The 19,511-nt window shown below is 46.1% G+C and carries 13 protein-coding genes; 11 read left to right on the forward strand and 2 right to left on the reverse strand.

What is annotated here, in order from left to right; all coding sequences use genetic code 11:
• Positions 1–58: 58 nt before the first annotated feature.
• The 8 genes from SFC25_RS11170 (at position 59) to SFC25_RS11205 (ending at position 10,940) form a co-directional block, all read left to right on the forward strand.
• On the forward strand, positions 59–964 hold the full coding sequence (locus tag SFC25_RS11170) for an ROK family protein (protein WP_411215350.1): 906 nt from the start codon (positions 59–61) through the stop codon (positions 962–964).
• A gap of 3 nt (positions 965–967) precedes the next feature.
• Entirely contained in the window at positions 968–2,380 is a 1,413-nt protein-coding gene (bglH, locus tag SFC25_RS11175) for an aryl-phospho-beta-d-glucosidase (RefSeq protein WP_411215351.1), read from the forward strand.
• Between the two features lie 172 nt (positions 2,381–2,552).
• Entirely contained in the window at positions 2,553–5,093 is a 2,541-nt protein-coding gene (locus tag SFC25_RS11180) for a winged helix-turn-helix domain-containing protein (protein WP_411215352.1), read from the forward strand.
• Between the two features lie 90 nt (positions 5,094–5,183).
• Positions 5,184–5,582 (forward strand): SMU1112c/YaeR family gloxylase I-like metalloprotein, encoded by a 399-nt coding sequence (gene gloA2, locus SFC25_RS11185; RefSeq protein WP_411215353.1) that lies wholly within the window; start codon positions 5,184–5,186, stop codon positions 5,580–5,582.
• The gene (locus SFC25_RS11190; RefSeq protein WP_411215354.1) at positions 5,579–6,295 is read left to right on the forward strand and encodes a hypothetical protein; all 717 of its coding nucleotides are present in this window, start codon (positions 5,579–5,581) and stop codon (positions 6,293–6,295) included. Before gloA2 ends, SFC25_RS11190 begins: the two co-directional genes overlap by 4 nt.
• 108 nt (positions 6,296–6,403) lie before the next feature.
• Complete coding sequence (gene ppx, locus SFC25_RS11195) at positions 6,404–7,951, forward strand: exopolyphosphatase (RefSeq protein ID WP_411215355.1); 1,548 nt, start codon at positions 6,404–6,406, stop codon at positions 7,949–7,951.
• Positions 7,952–8,035: 84 nt separating this feature from the next.
• Positions 8,036–10,153 carry an RNA degradosome polyphosphate kinase gene (locus SFC25_RS11200; RefSeq protein WP_411215356.1) on the forward strand — a complete coding sequence of 706 codons (2,118 nt, stop codon included), beginning with the start codon at positions 8,036–8,038 and terminating at the stop codon, positions 10,151–10,153.
• Between the two features lie 121 nt (positions 10,154–10,274).
• Positions 10,275–10,940 carry a hypothetical protein gene (locus SFC25_RS11205; RefSeq protein WP_411215357.1) on the forward strand — a complete coding sequence of 222 codons (666 nt, stop codon included), beginning with the start codon at positions 10,275–10,277 and terminating at the stop codon, positions 10,938–10,940.
• A gap of 542 nt (positions 10,941–11,482) precedes the next feature.
• Here SFC25_RS11205 and SFC25_RS11210 read toward each other — a convergent pair.
• Together SFC25_RS11210 and SFC25_RS11215 are read right to left on the reverse strand one after the other, a co-directional pair.
• Positions 11,483–13,741, reverse strand: coding sequence for a glycosyltransferase family 2 protein (locus SFC25_RS11210; RefSeq protein WP_411215358.1), 2,259 nt, complete (start codon positions 13,739–13,741; stop codon positions 11,483–11,485).
• Positions 13,742–13,759: 18 nt separating this feature from the next.
• Complete coding sequence (locus tag SFC25_RS11215; protein ID WP_411215359.1) at positions 13,760–14,797, reverse strand: endo-1,4-beta-xylanase; 1,038 nt, start codon at positions 14,795–14,797, stop codon at positions 13,760–13,762.
• 245 nt (positions 14,798–15,042) lie between these two features.
• Between SFC25_RS11215 and SFC25_RS11220 the strand changes: the two genes are divergently transcribed.
• The 3 genes from SFC25_RS11220 to SFC25_RS11230 all read left to right on the forward strand — a co-directional run bounded on the left by SFC25_RS11220 (position 15,043) and on the right by SFC25_RS11230 (position 19,453).
• Positions 15,043–15,960 (forward strand): proline dehydrogenase family protein, encoded by a 918-nt coding sequence (locus SFC25_RS11220; protein WP_411215360.1) that lies wholly within the window; start codon positions 15,043–15,045, stop codon positions 15,958–15,960.
• A gap of 20 nt (positions 15,961–15,980) precedes the next feature.
• Positions 15,981–17,528 (forward strand): L-glutamate gamma-semialdehyde dehydrogenase, encoded by a 1,548-nt coding sequence (pruA, locus tag SFC25_RS11225; RefSeq protein WP_411215361.1) that lies wholly within the window; start codon positions 15,981–15,983, stop codon positions 17,526–17,528.
• A 917-nt stretch (positions 17,529–18,445) separates the two neighbouring features.
• A complete protein-coding gene (locus tag SFC25_RS11230; RefSeq protein WP_411215362.1) occupies positions 18,446–19,453 on the forward strand; it encodes a CobW family GTP-binding protein in 1,008 nt (335 codons plus the stop codon).
• Positions 19,454–19,511: the final 58 nt, after the last annotated feature.

Consider the following 19,511-nt stretch of genomic DNA (forward strand, 5'->3'; position numbering starts at 1 on the left):
CATTATATCATACATATGTAGTGGTAATGTAATAGGACAACTGGAGGAGGGCTTGAGCATGTATCTTGTAGTTGACATCGGCGGGACCTTGGTTAAGACCGCTTTAATGGATAGAGGCGGCAAAATCATTAAAAAAGACAGCCGACCGTCTTCCAGGGAAAATATCGAAGCTTTCGATAAGATACTGTTTGCTAGCATCGATGACATGTACAGCGAGGAAGTACGTGGCATTGCAGTTAGCACGCCAGGGGCAGTCGACATAGACACCGGTGTTATTTACAATGGCGGGTCTTTCCCGTTCCAGCATGGTGTGAATATGAAAGAAAAGCTCAAGGAGCGTTATGATGTAGCAGTTGCGATTGAGAACGACGGCCGCTGTGCAGCACTCGCAGAGCTTTGGCTCGGGAGCCTCAAGGACAAGCGTGATGCGATTGTCTTGGTGCTTGGCAGCGGAGTGGGCGGCGGTATCCTCATGGATGGCAAAGTCCATCATGGCCGGAATCTGTTGGCTGGGGAACTGAGTTATGTGATGGAATCAGTTGACGCGGAATCCAAGAAAGCTGCCTTTTTCGGTTCGACTGGTTCAGCGGTCAATATGATTAAACGGATCAATAAGGAAAAAGAAGTTGCGGATGTCACAGATGGCAAGAAGGCATTCGAATTTATCCATGCTGGTGATGCTGCTGCAAATCGGATTTTCGACGAATTTTGCATGAGCATTGCTGTGCAGATTTTGAATCTCCAATATATTTTCGATCCGGAAGTGTTTGCCATTGGCGGCGGCATCAGCGCGCAGCCAATCGTGACAGAACGAATTCAGCATAGCCTACAAGAGCTGAAACAAGCAAATCCATTCCATGCAGCTGATCCAACGATTGTCAGCTGCCATTATCAAAGTGATGCGAATTTATATGGTGCACTCTATCATTATTTGACGGAACACGAAAGAATAGGGAGGAACTGAATCATGGCAGAAGTGAAAAAAGAATTTCCACAAGGTTTCCTATGGGGAGGCGCTGTGGCAGCCAACCAGCTGGAAGGAGCATATCAAGAAGACGGCAAAGGCCTCTCAACAGCTGATGTATCACCTGACGGTATCATGTATCCAGCATCTGAGGATCCAGCTAAATTGAATCTGTATCATGATGGTATCGATTTTTACCATCGTTACAAAGAAGATTTGGCATTGTTCGGCGAGCTTGGCTTTAAATGCTTCCGTACAAGCATCGCGTGGACGCGCATTTTCCCGAATGGGGATGATGCAGAGCCGAATGAAGCGGGCTTGAAATTCTATGACGATTTATTCGATGAAATGCGGAAACACGGCATGGAGCCTGTCGTTACCATCTCCCACTATGAGATGCCGTTGAATCTAGTGAAAAAATACGGCGGCTGGCGCAATCGTGAAGTGATTGGCTTTTATGAGAAGTTTGCCAGAACTGTACTGGAGCGCTATAACGGCAAGGTGAAGTACTGGATGACATTCAATGAAATCAACGTTGTCCTGCATGCGCCATTCACTGGCGGCGGTCTGGTGTTCGAAGAGGGCGAGAACAAGCTGAACATTATGTATCAGGCTGCGCATCACCAATTTGTAGCCAGTGCATTGGCGGTAAAAGCATCCCATGAAATCAATCCGGAAGCACAAATCGGCTGTATGATCGCGTCTATGACGACGTATCCATTGACACCGCATCCAGATGACGTCTTTGCAGCTCTGGAGCAGGATCGTAAAACATTGCAATTCTCCGACGTGCAAGTACGCGGCTACTATCCTACTTATTTGAAACGCTATTTCACTGAAAATGATATCGAGTTCAAGATTGCTGACGGTGATGAGGAACTTATGCGCGAGCACACGGTCGACTATATTGGCTTCAGTTATTATATGAGTTTCATTGCGACAACTGATGAAGAGAAGCTGAAGGAAGCTGCTGCCGGGAACCTGATGACAGGAGTAAGAAACCCTTATCTCAAATCTTCCGAATGGGGCTGGCAGATTGATCCGAAGGGCTTGCGTACGACACTGAATGTTCTTTATGATCGCTACCAGAAGCCTTTGTTCATCGTGGAAAACGGCTTGGGTGCCGTGGACAAGGTCGAAGAAGACGGCAGTATCCAGGATGATTACCGCATCGATTACCTGCGTGCGCACATTGAACAAATGAGAGAAGCAGTAGCTGATGGTGTCGATTTGATCGGCTATACAACATGGGGACCAATTGACCTAGTCAGTGCCTCGACTGCGGAATTGAAAAAGCGTTATGGCTTCGTTTATGTGGACCGTGATAACGAAGGCAATGGCACGCTGGAAAGAACAAAGAAGAAGAGTTTTGCGTGGTATCAGCGTGTTATCGAGACTAACGGACAGGAACTTTGATTGTAAGGCACTTGCTGCGCAGCAGCGGGTGCTTTTTTTAGTATATTATGGGTGCGTATCCATTGAACTACTATGAATTGTCATTATAGATACAATAGTGCTAGAATGTACCACCAAATTTCTACAAATTTTGCTATACTAAGAGCAACTAAGATAAAAAAGGTTGATGGAGATGCGGGAACATGATGCTAGTCGGAATGAAATGGCGGAGTCTGCTGTGAAGATTGGACAAATGAGATTAGAACGGATCAAGCCGGACAGTGTCTGGACAAAGATCGAAACGTGCAAGCTGACGACATTGACAGCTCCCTCTGGCTATGGCAAAACGACAATACTCCAGGAATGGGCAGCAAAGACAGATTTGGAAGTAGGTTGGGTGAATCTCGAGGAAGAAGATATCCAGCGAGTCGCTTTCTGGAAAAAGATGATTTTACATATGCCAGGTCTGCCTGATCGGGAACGGAAGAATCTATTGGATATAATCCAGTCTGCTTCCTATTCGCCAACCCATTTCATTGCAACGTGCTGTGCTTATTTGCGTGAGTACCAAGTGACGGCTGCATTGATACTGGATGATTTTCATTTGATGACGAACTCCAATGAACTGTATGAATTAACATCATTATTGGAAGAGATGCCGGATACATTTCACATCATTTTAGCTGGTCAGGTATTTCCAGGTCTTTCTTTGAGAAGGCTGCTGCGCCAGCAAAAAGTATTGCAAATCACAAAGCGTGATTTGATTTTCACGCCCGAAGAGATCGAGTCGTATATCAAGAAGCATCTGCATAAGGAGCCTTCGGAGGAAATAGTCACAACTATCATCCAGCAGACGCAAGGGTGGGCTGCCGGGCTTCAGCTTATCCACATGTATGAGCAGCAGTTTCGGGAGGATTATTCGGAGCTGCAGTTTTCGAATGTTGTAGTGGCAAGGCAGCTTATCCAGGAAATTGTCCATAGCCTTCCAGACAATGAACGGAACTATCTGCTTTCCACGTCTATCTTGAATACGATGCATGTCCGTTTATGTGATTATATAGTAGGAACAAGACGCGGCAGGGTGATCATGCGGCGGCTAAGGTCACAGGGATTGCTTGTTGAGAACCAGGAGGCACCTGGCTGGTTCACCTATAATAAGCATTTTCGTACATACCTGAAGGAAATGCTCGATAGGCAAGCAGCGAATATCAATGAGCTGTACCATCGAGCGAGTATGTGGTACGAAAATGAGCAAATGCTGCTCATGGCTATCCAGTACGCCTGGAAGGCCGGGGATGAATTGCGTGTCAAACAGCTCCTTATCGAGGCGGCACCTAGTCTTTTAAGGGAAGGTCGTACCGATCAGCTGCAGGAATGGATCAGTAAATTACCGCGCAAGTTCATTTATCAGCTGGAGCTGGGGATCATCTATGGCTGGGTCGAATGCCTGCGCTTTCAGCCGGAGAGTGCCCAGCGGCATGCTTATATGATGGAAGAACAGCTACTGCGTCGGGAACTGCAGCTTTCTGAAGAGGAAGAAAAACGTCACTTTGCTGATTTGTATACATTGAAGAGTTTTATATCTTTGCTGGAGGATGATGCCAAAAGTACGATGGATCATGCTAGTAAAGCACTGATTTACAGTGAAAATTCCAGCAAGTATTTTTCCCATTCGTTCGATTATAATCGCCATGATGCTACTATCCTCCACTCACCGCTTGGAGGAGGCGGCGATTTACGTGCGATTCAGCGAGTATACGAAGGACTGGCTCACACAGTCACAGACGAATCCGTTTTCAGAGGCTATTACCATCTGAGTCTGGCAGAGCTAGCGTATGAAGTAGGCTTGGCGACTAAAGCAAAAAGCCACTTGGAACAGGCTTTGGCTATTGCTGATTTGTTCGGACTGCCAGGTTTGCTGGTACCGGCATACATATTGAAAGCAAGGCATGAGTTGGAACAGCAAGGTGATGCCCAATCAGCCAAAGCGACGCTGCATGCATTGAAGGATCTACTGACAAGGAGCAATGCTTCAGCTGACTGGTTCAAAAAGGCAGAAGCAGCAAGGATCCGTATCGCTATTCATCAAGGCGACACAAGACGGATACAGAATTGGCTGTCTCTATTCGTTCTCCAGGAGCCGCCAATCCAGCAAAAGAGCCTGTTTGAATACATAACACTTGTGTTGTCCTATAAGGCCATGGGAGACACTGAAGCAGCGCAGCATTACATCAAGAAGCTGCTGCCGCTCGTAAAATTCGGCCATCGTCTAAGTGCAGAAATTGAACTCTACATCATCCAAGCTGTGCTGCTGTACCCAACCGATCGTGATCAAGCGTACATCTCTATGAAAGATGCGCTTCGTCTCAGTGCCGATCATAAATATTTGCGCACCTATTGGAAAAATGGGGAGACAGTGCGCGATATGCTTGATGAACTGATGGAAAAAGATGAAGTACCAAAGAAACACCGGAAGTATGTCGAGCAGATCCTGGCATACTGGTCAGAGGAGACAACAGAGCAGAAGCTGCAAAATAAGCTGACAAATCGGGAGCTGCAGCTTGTCTATCATCTCCAGCTTGGCAAACGGAACAATGAAATAGCGGAAGAATTGGATTTATCACTAGGTACGGTAAAAGTATATTTCCATCGAATCTATGAAAAACTTGGTGTCAAAAACCGCAAGCAGGCTAGGGAATTGGCAGCTGGAATCGATTTTACCAGCATATTGTAAAGAAGCAATTGATTTTGCAGAATGGTGCTGAATACAGGGATTATTTGTAGTAGAATGGAAGAAATGGAAATACGGGAAGGAGGCGGCATTATGCTGCGTGCTGTGCATCATATTGCAATTATCTGCTCGGATTATTCAGAATCCAAGCGATTTTACACCGAAATATTAGGTTTGCGTAGTATACGGGAAGTCTACCGGAAAGAGCGGGATTCGTATAAATTGGATCTTGCACTTGGGGATACATATGTCATTGAGTTATTTTCCTTCCCGAATCCTCCGGCACGTCCGAGTTATCCGGAAGCATCTGGACTGCGCCATCTTGCTTTTACAGTAGATGATGTCGAAAAGGAAGCAGCTCGACTTCAAGCAATGGGTGTGAAGACCGAACCTGTCCGGATAGATCCTTTCACGGAAAAAGCATTTACTTTCTTCCAGGATCCTGATGGATTACCAATTGAACTGTATGAAGAGGAGGCTGGCAAAGCGTGAAGAAGGAGACGCTGCTGATCGGGACATTCATCCTTTTCCTTGGTATTGCTGTCTCAGCTTTCTTCTATGTACAGAACAAATCCGTGACGAACAGTTCATTAAAGGCGAATGAGCAGAAAGAGCAATCCTATGCTGCCAAAGCGAAACTAACGGAAGAACCGAAAGAAGTGAAAATCGAGCATATAGATGGTGAATTTGCTCTCCAGAAGGAAATGATTGCGGCAGAGGAAGAACAAGCAGTTGAACTGGAGCCTCAGACGGAGCAAGAAGTTCAGACAACGGAAGAACCAATTGTTACGGAAGACGAAACAGAGGTTAGCTCTGATTCTAGTTATCAAGCACCCAGCTCCAGCTACTCTGTACCTGCAAGCGGCTCTTCTGGCGGCAGTTCGTCAAGTTACAGCGGTGGCGGTGGCGGCAGTTCCAGCAGCAATAGTGGCTGGTCTTCCGGCAGAGGTTCGACAAGCGGTTCCTCATCCAGCGGAAACAGTTCGACTAACAAGGGCTCTACAGGAGGAAACACGGAAAAGCCTGCTGCAGAGGAGCCGGTACCTTCCAAAGAGAAACCAGCAGAAGAACCTGCTGAAAAATCCAAGCCGCCTGTGGCAGAGCCTGAAGATAAACCGGAATCAGATCCTGAACCAGAGCCGGATATCTCTGCTGATCCTGCTGATGGCGCAGGGGAAGCTGGAAAGATAGAAGAAGAGCAATGATACAAAGTAAGTCGCACAATTGTGCGGCTTTTCTTTTAGAGACAATGTTACGGGAGCTTCAGTTTGGGTAATATGGAAAGAAAGGCTTTCGATGTGAGGGGACTTGTTATGAAGACAAAATATTATGCCATTATAGATATCGGATCGAATACAATGCGTCTTGTCGTGTACGTGCGTGACAAGAGTGGCAGAATTAAAGAAAAAGAGAATGTGAAGGTTGTCGCGCGTCTGCGCAATTATCTGACAGCAGATGGTGTCTTGGATGAAAAGGGAATCCAGACACTCGTCAAAACACTGCATAGCTTCCAGGAAGTGACACGCTTTTATGAGCTGGAGTCCACAACTTGTGTTGCGACGGCTACCGTCCGGCATGCGAAGAATCAGCAGGATATAGTGGAGCTGGTGGATAAGGAAACCGACTTTACTATCAGGGTTCTATCAGATTATGAAGAAGCATACCTCGGTTATTTAGCTGTCGCGAACAGCACGCCGTTCCAGGATGGTATTACCGTCGATATCGGGGGCGGCAGTACGGAGGTGACGTATTTTGAGAATCGCAAGCTGCTATTCTATCACAGCTTCCCATTTGGGGCTTTATCGCTGAAGCGGCAATTTGCAGCAGGAGAGAAGCCGACAGAGGAAGAACTGGAACATATCCATGCATTTGTATGTGAACAGCTGCAGACGCTGGATTGGCTGCCGGATAAGCAGCTGCCAATCATCGCTATCGGCGGAAGCGCACGTAATGTCGTCCAAATACATCAGGAAGAGGTAGGCTATCCATTAGCTGGACTGCATCAATACAAGATGAAGAAGCAGGATATCGAAAATATGCAAGCTGAGCTTGCACCGCTCGGCTTTTCCGAGCTGCAAAAAGTGGATGGTCTCTCGAAGGATAGAGCGGATATCATCTTGCCGGCGATCCAAGTATTTCGCTGCTTGCTTGATATTGTAGGGACGAATGATTTTGTCCTCAGCCGGAAAGGATTGCGGGACGGATTGCTGTATGAGGTGCTGCATCGCCGTAATGAAATGACGTTATTCACGGATGTACTGGAGCGCAGCTTTGAGGAGCTTGCAAAGGATTTCGAGATTGATCGGACGCATGCACTGCAGCGGCAAAAAACAGCTGTATTACTGGCGAAGCTGATGGAGGAACAGGGGCTTGTGGAATTGAATGATCATGATTCGTTCCTCGTAAAGTACGCTGCCTATGTGTATAATGTCGGAGCTTATATCGATACAGAATCCGGAAACCAGCATACGTTCTATCTGCTGGCAAACCGGACGATTGATGGCTTGCTGCATAAAGATCGTATCATTCTGGCACTGCTTGCATCCTTCAAAAATAAATCATTTTATAATCGCAACGCAGAAGTATTCAAATCATGGTTCAAGGAAGAGGAGCTCGCCCACTACCGTCTGCTGGGAGCGATTATCAAACTGGCCAACAGTTTGCACGCGACAAAGCGGAATATAGTAGCTGACATCGAATTGCAGGCAGATGGAGACGACCTGCTGCTTACTGTCATATGCAACAAAGACTGGCGTGCAGAATGGTATCAAGTAGAAAAACAGAAAAAGCATCTGGAAAAACAGCTGAGGCGAAATGTAGAGCTGGTATTCCGTGAAGAAACGTCTTCCCATATAAGTTAAAATTTACAATAACTTCATAATCTCTCTTTTTGCTGGCTGATATACTAGAAGTGAAGAATACTGTCGAAAAGTGGTGCATGGAAATTGAGAACAGAGGAACAGCTGCGGGTGGATTTGAATAACCCGAAAAATTATAATAACCGAGAGTTGAGCTGGCTTGCTTTTAATGAACGAGTGCTGGAGGAAGCGCTTGATGAGCGCAACCCTTTGTTGGAAAGGCTAAAGTTCCTGTCGATTTTCAGTTCCAATCTGGATGAGTTTTTCATGGTGCGGGTGGCTGGTTTGAAGGATCAGGTGAAAGCCGGATTCAACCGGCCGGAAAACAAAGCTGGTATGACGCCGAAACAGCAGCTCCAAAAAATCGGCGCGAAGGCGCACCGTCTTGTAGAGATGCAAAACAGTCTGTTTCAGGATGTCATTATCCCGGAGTTGAAGGAAGAGAAAGTAGAATTATTGACGATGGAGCAGCTGTCGAGTGCCCAGCTGCTGCGTTTGGAAACATACTTTGAAGAAGAGATATTCCCGGTACTTACGCCAATGGCAGTCGATGCGTATCGTCCGTTCCCAATGCTATTGAATAAAAGTCTGAATTTGGCTGTATCCCTGCTGGACGAGCATGAGTTGGATAAAGATGCGCAGCATAAGACAGCAATCGTGCAGGTGCCGGCTGTACTGGATCGCTTTATACAGCTTGAGGACACAAAGGAAGACGAACTTCATTTCGTTCTGCTGGAAGATATCATCAGTCACTATATTTACAAGCTATTCCGGGGCTATCAGATTAAGTCCGTCACTGTCTTCCGCATTACGCGCAATGCCGACATGACAATCCATGAAGAGGGCGCACGCGATTTATTGAAGGAAATAGAGAAAGAACTCAAGAAACGCAAGTGGGGGGCGGCTATCCGTCTGGAAATCCCCAAAAAAGAGTACGATTACAAGATGATCAACTTCCTGACGGAGACACTGGATATCCACCGGAAGGATGTCTACGAAATCGATGGCCCAATCGACATGACAAGAATGATGCAGTTCTATAAGCTTGTTGCTGCAAAACGGGAGCACCTCGTTTACGAGACACTCATCCCGCAGCCGCCTGCTGAAATAGGCACTGATGAAAATTTATTCGATGCCATCAATGATCGGGATATTTTCCTGCATCATCCGTATGAATCATTCGAACCAATCGTTGATTTTGTTTCAAAAGCAGCGGATGATCCCGATGTACTGGCTATCAAGCAGACATTATACCGTGTGAGCGGCGACTCTCCTATCATCTATGCATTGAAACGGGCAGCAGAAAAGGGGAAGCAGGTTACCGTGCTGTTCGAACTGAAAGCGCGATTTGATGAGGAGAACAATGTGCAGTGGGCAAAGGAACTGGAGAAGTCCGGCTGTCACGTTATCTACGGGATGACACATCTGAAGACACACAGCAAAATAACCCTTGTCGTACGGAAGAAGCATAATCGTATTGAGTGCTTTGTCCATCTTGGGACAGGCAACTACAATGATCAGACTGCCAAGCTGTATACAGACATGGGGCTGTTCACTTCCAAGCGCAAGTTCGGGATTGATGCGACTAACTTCTTCAATTATCTAAGCGGCTACACGGAGAAGCCGACCTTCCACCATCTGTCGGTAGCTCCATTTGATATCCGTTCTGATATCATCTCCATGATAGATGAAGAGATTCGCTTACATAAGCGGCATGGCAACGGTCGCATCATTATGAAAATGAACTCGATTACCGATAAACCAATCATCCAAAAGCTATATGAAGCTTCCATTGCCGGAATCCGGATTGATTTGATCATCCGAGGTATTTGCTGCCTGCGCCCGGGCATCAAGGGTGTGAGCGAGAATATACGTGTACGGAGTATTGTCGGCAGATATTTGGAGCATACGCGAATCTATTACTTCCATCATAACGGGGAGGAAAAGATACAGCTTTCCTCAGCAGATATGATGACGAGGAATATGGAGAAGCGGGTGGAAATCCTCTTCCCGATTTTCGATGGGCCTATCAAGCGACGCATCCGCGGCATCCTGGATGTCATGCTGCAAGATAACAGTAAAGCAAGAGAGCAGGATGAAAACGGGGTTTATCACTATGTGAAACGTGGCGATCAAGAAGAGCTGATAGATAGTCAGCTGATTCTATTTAACGAAGCCTATCATGTAATGGATGACGAGGAATGAGAATAGGACGCAGCAGCGTCCTATTTTTTTGCTTTTCGACAGAAACTGCTGGGAATTATTGCTATAATGAATTCTAGCAATCTTAAACTGGAAATTCATTCTAGCAGAGGAGTGTATGGCAGTGAAGGCATTTTTCATAACATTATTATGTATTTGTGTACTTGCGATAACCGGTACTGGTATCTATTTCTTCTTATCTCAAGACGAAACCGATACAACAAGCGGGAAAGAGAATGAGGCATCACAGCAAGAACAATCGCCGGCTGAGGCATTGGAAGAAGAAGAAGAGCTCAAACCGGTTGAAAAAGGAGAAGGAGCTTCCCAGCTGGAAGAGCTATCTGGCGATACGAAGGATTTCCTTTCTACGTTCACGTATGAATCCTTTGATGAACAAATTGCCTATCAGAACGAAGAACTCGTCAAACAAATAATCAGTGACCAGCATGCCTACTTGAATGATCTTACTGGCTGGGGTCACATCGATAATGTAGATATCGATTATCTAGCTGAATCAGATGAATGGCAGCGGCTCCAGGAGGATGTCGAACGGCTCCGGACAGAAGGATTCGCACCATCGGAAGCTGTGAATGACATGTGGAACGCTGAAGCATTCATGCGAATCGCAACAGACAGCGCGGACTTGAACAGTCTGCGTTATGTACATCGGATTTTCCATGACATGGATGCAGAAATCAATGGAGCAGAAGTGGATAAAATCTGGGGAGCAACACGTGCGTTTGGAGCAGAAACGGAAACACAAGAGCTGTATGCTTATATTAAAGGATGATAAGAGAAGCAGAAGGACGATTAGTTCCTTCTGCTTTTTTTGTGCTTCAAGCTAAATAAATTGATAAACGGGTAAAACATGACGTTATAACTAAATGTAAGCGTCAATCATATTATTTTCTAAGAGAAAAGATACACAAAAGTTATATGCTTTACGAATATAATATATGGTCAGCAAACGCCTCATGTTAAGCTGATTCTTCTGCATACAGGACTTTTTGATGAGAGTATAATACTAAAGTTGGGTTATTTTACTTGAAAACGAGGACGAAAAGCGTATAATATTACCATATACTAGAAAGCGGGTGTAAGTATTAAATTTTTCCATAAACTCGTGTGCAAAATGCGAGGACGGCATAAGATCGACACAATCACGGATTCTTGTAAGTGCGGTTACGTGAGAAGTTATCGTAAAGAACATCATGAAATGAAGGATTTCTATCTTAAAGCTCGTTAATCCAACCATATCAAATAATATTAATACCCCCTCCATCATGGAGGGGGTATTTTAATCCAATTATTGTGTGCATGTATTTATTATGATCAAGCAGTATCTGAATCAGCCGTCTCCGTCAGGAATCTCAATCCTGCCAAATATTTGCGTCCGCGTTTTTGTACCCATTGGACACGTACTTCACTTTCGCGGAAGCTATTGTGATCGGTGTGAAGACGCAGCACTTGACCAGGTTTGATCGGTTTTCTCAGTTCGATTTGACAGCCGCTCAGACTGTAATCAGTCAGAGTGGTTTCCACTTTACTATTGTCTGCAAAATGGAGGATGCCTGGAACCGAGATAGTTTCCCGGATACTCTGCCGCTCGGCTTGTTTCGGTTCGGCTTTTGTCTGGCGGAAAAAGCGGGAAGTCGCATTCCATAATGTTGAATTCACATACTCCCGGCTTGTATAGATATCTGGTGCATCAACGAAAAGAATTTTTACAAGGGCTCGGTATTGCTCCTGCGTGACGTCCTCAAATGATACGCCCGCATAATAGCTGCTTCCCTGCTGGGAGACCCAGTGCTTATGGAGCTTCAAACCTTGGAGCGGGCCAGACGAAAGCGTCAGTGTGCTTCCTGCTGACAGCAGGTGGGCTGCTTTTACATCAAGCAATTCCAACCGTGCCCCATATTCACTTAAGTCAATGATCTGTATTGGGTATACCCTGTCGTTCACACTGTCATGCAGTTCTGCTTCCAGTGTTACGTCAAAGCGCTCTGCTTCGCGGAAGCGCGGGCGTTCTACTGAAATGATCAATGCCATAACGAGCGCAACAGCATTGTACAGCACCCAGAAAATATTGATATACAGCATATCGACACTATCGTAGATCTTTATTGGTGTATACAGATCGATTCCGATCATGATCATACTGATGACGCTCATCGCAAGCAGAATGATATATGGTGTGCTTGTCCGCCATAAGAAATGGCGGCGATTATTCAATATCCCTTTACGGGTAACGTTAAATTTGATCGATTTCCGGAAGAATATTTCTGTGAGCACGGATACAGCCATGTAAGGGGCGAGTGCCACTTCATATATATGACTCCAGACCGTCGTCCGCTTGTTATCTGCCATCCGTCGAAACGCAAGCTGGGATGATAGGAATGCCGGCAGCCAGAAGAGCAATAGAGTCGAGAAATCGGTCTGCAAACTATAGATGGAGAATAGCAGGAACAATAATGGAGCCAGCAGATACACCATCTTATAAATACCGAAGAACCAATAATGAATCCCATCCATGTACAAAAGACGCTGCATGAAGCTCAGACCTTTGATGGTGAGCGGATTCCATTTGCGGATGACCTGGATATTGCCCCGGCACCAGCGATCGCGCTGCTTCAGCAGATCGGCATACGTTTCAGGGGACAAGCCAACAGCTAACGTCTCATTAACAAAGACAGTTTTTTGCCCATTCGTCTGGAGGAGCATACCTGTTGCCATATCTTCGGTAATGACCCCTGTTGCAAATCCGCCAATATCCTCTAATGCGCTGCGGCGGAACAAAGCATTGCTTCCGACATACATCGTCGCATTGAAACGATCCTTCCCTTCTTCTAAACGGCGCATGAAGAAGTCTTGTTCATTCGTGATATTATCCTCGAAGAATAGGTTGTACTGGAATGCATCAGCGTTGTAAAACACTTGCGGTGCCTGGATGAAGGAGACCTTTTCATCCGTAAAATAGCCGAGCGTCCGCTCAAGGAAATTGGCCCGCGGCACCATGTCCGCATCCATCGTGACAATGATTTCACCGTCAGTTTTTGTCATCGCGTGGTTCAGGTTCCCGGCTTTCTGGTGTTTGTTATCTGGACGATCAAGATAATAGGCACCCATTGATTCGGTCAATTTTCTGATGTCTGCTCGTCTGCCATCATCACAGACATAGACTTTCAGTTTGTCCTTTGGATACGTCATCATTTGACTCGCTGCAATGGTCCGCTTTAAAAGATCAGCAGGTTCATTGTAGGTGGCAATATACACATCGACGGTCGGCAGCTCGTGGAATTCCGAAAGAGGAATCGTCTTCCGCTGGAAAGGTTTCCAGGAAAGGATAGTAAAGACGACGGATTGTAAGTATCCTGCCCACTCGGTAATGAGAAGAAGGATTCCCACAATCAGACTGAGTATGCCTACCGTCGGTAATGTGAATGCGGTCCGCCATATCAAGTAAACGAGGTTGATCCCGAGAAAGGCAGCCAGCAGCAAATACTTAGCAGCTAAATGTTTCCGGGCTAAACCATAAAGCACGAGCAGAATGGCGGTGGAAGCGACTAGCCAAATGATTTCTGAAGTTTGCACGATGTATCACTTCCTTGCTTAGAATAATAATTGTCGTTTCAGTGTGTTATAGGCCTTCTTCGGCTGGCCATTCTCATCAAAGAGGAGTGGTTTGCCATTAGGGGATTCCTGTTCGGTAACCCAGCTGTGATTATCAGAAATACCCCATACGGTGAATTCCCCGCAGGCAGGTGTATCCAGACAGACTTCCATAACATCTCCGTAACGTTCAGCTTGGACATTCTTGGCATCTCCATTGTTGAGATTCTGCAGCTTCACGTCCATTTCTGTGACAGCAATATCAAAGCCTGCATCTTCCACACGGGTAAACCATTCCTGGATGCGATCCTTTGAAAAGCGGGGATCAGCGGCATCCACATGTGTTTGCATGCCGATACCGTCAATAGGGACACCTTCTTCTTTCCAATTGCTTAAAGCTTCCAGCATCGCTTCTGATTTGCTGTTGGACATTTCATTACCAAAGTCATTGTAATAGAGCTTGGCGTCCGGATTGGCTTCACGAGCCCACTGGAAGGCAAGAGGAATATAATCAGGTCCAATCATGCGGAGCCAAATCGTATCCCGCAGGGTACCATCGTCATTCCATGCTTCGTTGACAACATCAAACGTGTCGATGCTGCCTTTGTAATGTGTCACGATCTCCTGGATATGGGTTTTGAGCACTTGCTCTGCGGAAGCACGATCCACGACCTGCTGGGTTACCCATGCGGGCAGCGCTTCCCCCCAGACAAGTACATGTCCCCGGAGTGTGATGTCATGCTCCTTTGCCATTTGTACCATCTCGTCTACTTTTACAAAATTGAAGGCTCCTTGCTCCGGCTGCATGGCATCCATTTTCATTTCGTTCTCGATCGTCCAGCTGGAGAATTCTGTGGTGGCGAGTTTTTGATATGTAGCATCCTCCAGCAGTGCATCATAACGAATCGAGGAGCCAATAAGCAAATCATCGTTTTCGGCAAGCTTGCGCAGTGTCTGTTTCTCCATTACATATCCTCCTATTGCAATAACGAGAATGAGGATTGCTCCTCCGATCCAAATCCATTTACGCTTTTTCACAAGAAAATCCTCCATTATTTATTAATGTAATTATCGGATGGGATCGGCGATTATGTACCTTTTTCCAAAAGTACCCTGCAGTAAACCAGCGAACCCAAAAATGTAACTTTCCTCACAAGACCATTTTTGTGTATTTTACACAAAAACGCGGGAATTGTTTGTCTTTTCTGCATATTGAAAGCCCTTCAATAGATTTCTACAATAAAGGTATAGCACATGTGCAAGTGGATTGGGAGGTGTCACAGTTGGAAGCTTTATCTCGCAATTTTTTCTTGTATTTATCAAAAAACCAGCCATTGAACAAATTGGCTAATTTATATGGCATTCGAATGGTCAAAGGAAAAATCGTCGGAGGTGTATCCTTCGATCAAGCAGTTCCATTCATCCAGCAACTGAATCAAGCAGGGATGAGTGTCACGGTTGATCATCTCGGCGAATACGTAGCAGATCCGCATACAGCCGTGGAACGAGCTGGTGAAGCAGTCGCAGCACTTGAGATGGTTAAGTCTGCGAATCTGGATGCACAAGTATCCCTGAAATTGACGTCATTGGGACTTGATATCAGTGAGGAGCTTGTCCGTTTGAATTTGCGTCGTATCCTTACGGCTGCTGATCGTCTGGATGTGATGGTGACGATTGATATGGAGGATTCGGAACGCTGTCAAAAGACACTGGATTTGTTCCAGGAGCTGAAATCCGAGTATCGGAATGTGAGTACTGTCATCCAGGCGTATCTTTACCGCAGCAGCGATGATTTGGACAGTCTGCAGCATCTGCAGCCGTTCATTCGTTTAGTCAAAGGGGCATATAAAGAACCGAAATCCGTCGCGTTCCCTGAAAAACGGGATGTAGATGCGAACTATCGCAAGCTGATTGCGAAGCAGCTGGACAGCGGCAGCTATACAGCAATTGCGACGCATGATGATCGGATGGTGTCCTTTGCTAAACATTATGCCTTGGAAAAAGGGATAGGGAAAGACAAATTTGAATTCCAAATGCTGTACGGCATGCGGCAGCAGCTGCAGCAGGAATTGGTCAAGCAAGGCTATAAAGTCAGGATCTACTTGCCTTATGGTGATGATTGGTATGGTTATTTCATGCGCAGGCTGGCAGAACGGCCAGCGAATATCGCATTCGCATTCAAAGGCATGACCCAAAAATAAAGGAAAAGGAGCGATTGATCATGACGACACCTTATAAGCATGAACCGTTCACCGATTTTACAGAGGAAAAAGAGCAGCAGGCTTTCCAGAAAGTGCTGGAGCAGGTACAGAAGGTGATGGGAGAATCGTACCCGCTTGTGATTGACGGTGAAAAAGTGACGACCGATGAGAAAATCGTCTCTATCAATCCCGCAAATAAAGAAGAAGTAGTCGGTGAGGTTTCCAAAGCTTCCCAGGAGCATGCAGAACGTGCCATCGAAGCAGCAGCGACAGCTTTTGAAACATGGCGTTATACGAAACCTGAGGAACGTGCGCACATACTCATGCGTGCAGCAGCAATCGTCCGCCGCAAAAAGCATTATTTCTCAGCGCTTCTTGTGAAGGAAGCAGGCAAGCCATGGAAGGAAGCAGATGCGGATACAGCAGAAGCGATTGATTTCATGGAATATTATGCGCGTCAGATGATGGAGCTTGCTCCTGGGAAAGCCGTCATGTCTCGTGAAGGGGAAGCGAACCGCTATATTTATACAGCAACAGGCGTCACAGTAGTCATTTCCCCTTGGAACTTCTTGTTCGCGATCATGGCTGGAACGACTGTTGCACCGCTGGTGACAGGTAACACGGTAGTACTGAAGCCGGCAAGTGCAACTCCAGTTATCGCTGCGCAGTTCGTCGATGTGCTTGAGGAAGCAGGTGTTCCAAAAGGTGTCATTAACTTCGTACCAGGAAGCGGTGCGGAAGTAGGTGATTATCTAGTCGAGCATCCGAAAACCAGCATCATTACGTTCACTGGCTCTCGTGATGTCGGTACTCGTATTTTCGAAAAAGCAGCCAAGGTACAACCAGGACAGCAGCACTTGAAACGCGTCATTGCGGAAATGGGCGGGAAGGATACGATCGTTGTCGATGAAGATGCCGACATCGAACTTGCTGCTGATGCAATTGCGGTTTCCGCATTCGGATTTGCCGGTCAAAAATGCTCGGCTGGCTCCCGTGCTGTTGTGCATGAGAAGGTATACGATGCTGTGCTTCAGCGCGTAATTGAAATCACAGAATCCCGCATCACAGCCGCACCGGAAAGTGCAGATGTGTACATGGGACCTGTCATTGATCAACCTTCCTTCGATAAGATTACCGAGTATATCGAAGTCGGCAAAACGGAAGGCAAGCTCGTAAGCGGTGGTTCCAGTGATGACAGCAAAGGCTTCTTCATCCAGCCGACCATTTTCTCTGAACTGTCTCCGACATCCCGCATCATGCAGGAAGAGATTTTCGGACCAGTCCTTGGATTCTCGAAAGTATCCAGCTTCGAGGAAGCTATCGACGTTGCTAACAACACGGAGTACGGCCTGACAGGCGCAGTCATCACGAAAAACAGAGCCCACATTGAATATGCGAAAGAACGCTTCCACGTCGGCAACCTGTACTTCAACCGCAACTGCACCGGCGCCATCGTAGGCTACCACCCATTCGGCGGCTTCAAAATGTCAGGAACTGACTCCAAAGCAGGCGGCCCGGATTATCTGCAGCTTCATATGCTGGCAAAGACTGTTAGTGAGATGTACTAAGAAAAGTGGAAGAAATCGTTTAGAAACGGCGGATTAAGCGAGGGAGCCCGGAGTGGGTGTTCTGCCCACGCAGGGATTCCTCGCTTAAGCCATAGTTTCTGATTTCTGGAACTAGACAGCTTAAAAAGCGGAAAAGACCGCTTAGAAACGAAGCGGTAAGCAAGGAAGCCCGTAGTGGGCGAATTCCCCACGCAGGGATTAATTGCTTACAGCGCAGTTTCTGGTCTTTGGAGCTAGACAGCAAAGAAAAGCGGAGAAAGCCGTTTAGGGACGTAAGGATAAGCGAAAAAGCCCGGAGTGGGTGTTTTCCCCACGCAGGATTTAGCGCTTATACTCTAGTTTCTGGTTTCTGTAGCTGGACAGCGCCGAAAAGCGGAGAAAGCCGTTTAGGAACGGAGAAGGAAGAGAGAAAGCCCTGCGTAAGGTGTATTTTCCTTACGCAGGGATTTATCACTTCCGGCGCAGTTCCTGGCTTTCGCAGCTAGACAGCTCCGCCAAGCAAAGCTCGTCCAAAAACGAAGAAAAGCGTGCCCTCACAGGCACGCTTTTTATATATGGGGAAATAAAAAAGAAGGAAGATAGAGGAGAAGGGGATTAGCCGTCTAACTCTTCTTCGTTCTCTGGTTCGCTCAATCTTGTCAGCCAATCTCTGAACTCGGCATCATCTTTGCAATGGATAACTTTTGGTGTCTCTTCTAGTTTGTTCATCATGTTACATCTCTCCTTTTCGGTGTTTCAACCAGATTATACCCGATGCAGGATATATTGAAACCAATTTTACAGACTCTTCATCAATCTAACAAACACTTTGTAAAGTTATCTCCCTAACAATTTTATGTGGACAGACTTTACAAGCAGTCTTTCATCCTGTATGATTTAAATCGTAACAATTACGAATTAGGTTTGAGAGGTGTATCATGTCTAATGGAAGAATCAAAATTCCGGTCACGATTTTAACGGGATTTCTTGGAGCAGGGAAGACGACGTTATTGAACCGAATGCTTCGCGATGTGCGAAACAGCAATACGGCTGTTATCATCAATGAATTCGGTGAAACAGGAATTGATGGCAAGTTTGTCGAGGAGACAAAGGAAGAGATAGTGGAAATAAACAATGGCTGTATTTGCTGCAATGTACGCGGTGATTTGATTAGGATACTCAAAGACATGCTGGTTCGTGCCCATAAGGAAGGAACGGAGCTCAAGCGTTTAATCATTGAGACGACTGGTTTGGCGAATCCTGCGCCTGTCATCCAGACTTTCCTGATGGATGATGTTATGCGGTATTGGTTTGAACTGGACAGTGTGTGTACAGTCGTGGATGCTTTACATACCGACAGACAGCTTAATGCGCACGCAGTTGCCCGGGAGCAAATTGCATTTGCAGATAAAATCATCATCAATAAACAGGATCTTGTCTCGAAAACAGAGCTGGATCAATTATCATCACGTATACAAGGAATGAATCCGGAGGCAGAACTTTTCTTTACACAAAACAGTCAGGTTCCGTTATTTAAATTGCTGGATGTGTTCAGTTTTTCACTGGATCAAAAATTAAGTGTTCGTCCTGATATGCTGGATCATCACCACCATCATCACGATGACATTCAGGCAATTGTGCTGAAGGATAAGAGACAGATCGATCCGAAGCGATTGGATATATGGTTCTCTTATTTGGTCCAAGTAAAAGGTGAAAGTTTATTCCGCTATAAAGGGATTCTCCATGTGAAAGGGCAGAGCCGGCGCTTGCTGTTCCAGGGCGTGCATATGCTGTTCGCAAGTACTGCAGATAGAGAGTGGAAGCAAGGAGAAGAAAAGCAAAACGAACTAGTCTTCATCGGTAAGGATTTGGATGAAGAGGAACTGCGAGCTGGCTTTTCTTATTGTCTCGGTGATATGGAAGAACTTCTTATAAAAGGTGCATAACGCACTAAAAAAATTTCTTCATTTTTAAATCGTAATAATTACACTTAGAGGAGGCATA

This window comes from Terribacillus saccharophilus (assembly GCF_046592595.1).
Lineage (GTDB): Bacteria > Bacillota > Bacilli > Bacillales > Amphibacillaceae > Terribacillus > Terribacillus saccharophilus_C.

Excerpts from the sequence above, each read along its gene's own strand:
- SFC25_RS11170 (WP_411215350.1), top strand. The coding sequence starts at position 59 with ATGTATCTTGTAGTTGACATCGGCGGGACCTTGGTTAAGACCGCTTTA.
- bglH (WP_411215351.1), top strand. The coding sequence starts at position 968 with ATGGCAGAAGTGAAAAAAGAATTTCCACAAGGTTTCCTATGGGGAGGC.
- SFC25_RS11180 (WP_411215352.1), top strand. The coding sequence starts at position 2,553 with ATGCGGGAACATGATGCTAGTCGGAATGAAATGGCGGAGTCTGCTGTG.
- gloA2 (WP_411215353.1), top strand. The coding sequence starts at position 5,184 with ATGCTGCGTGCTGTGCATCATATTGCAATTATCTGCTCGGATTATTCA.
- ppx (WP_411215355.1), top strand. The coding sequence starts at position 6,404 with ATGAAGACAAAATATTATGCCATTATAGATATCGGATCGAATACAATG.
- pruA (WP_411215361.1), top strand. The coding sequence starts at position 15,981 with ATGACGACACCTTATAAGCATGAACCGTTCACCGATTTTACAGAGGAA.
- SFC25_RS11230 (WP_411215362.1), top strand. The coding sequence starts at position 18,446 with ATGTCTAATGGAAGAATCAAAATTCCGGTCACGATTTTAACGGGATTT.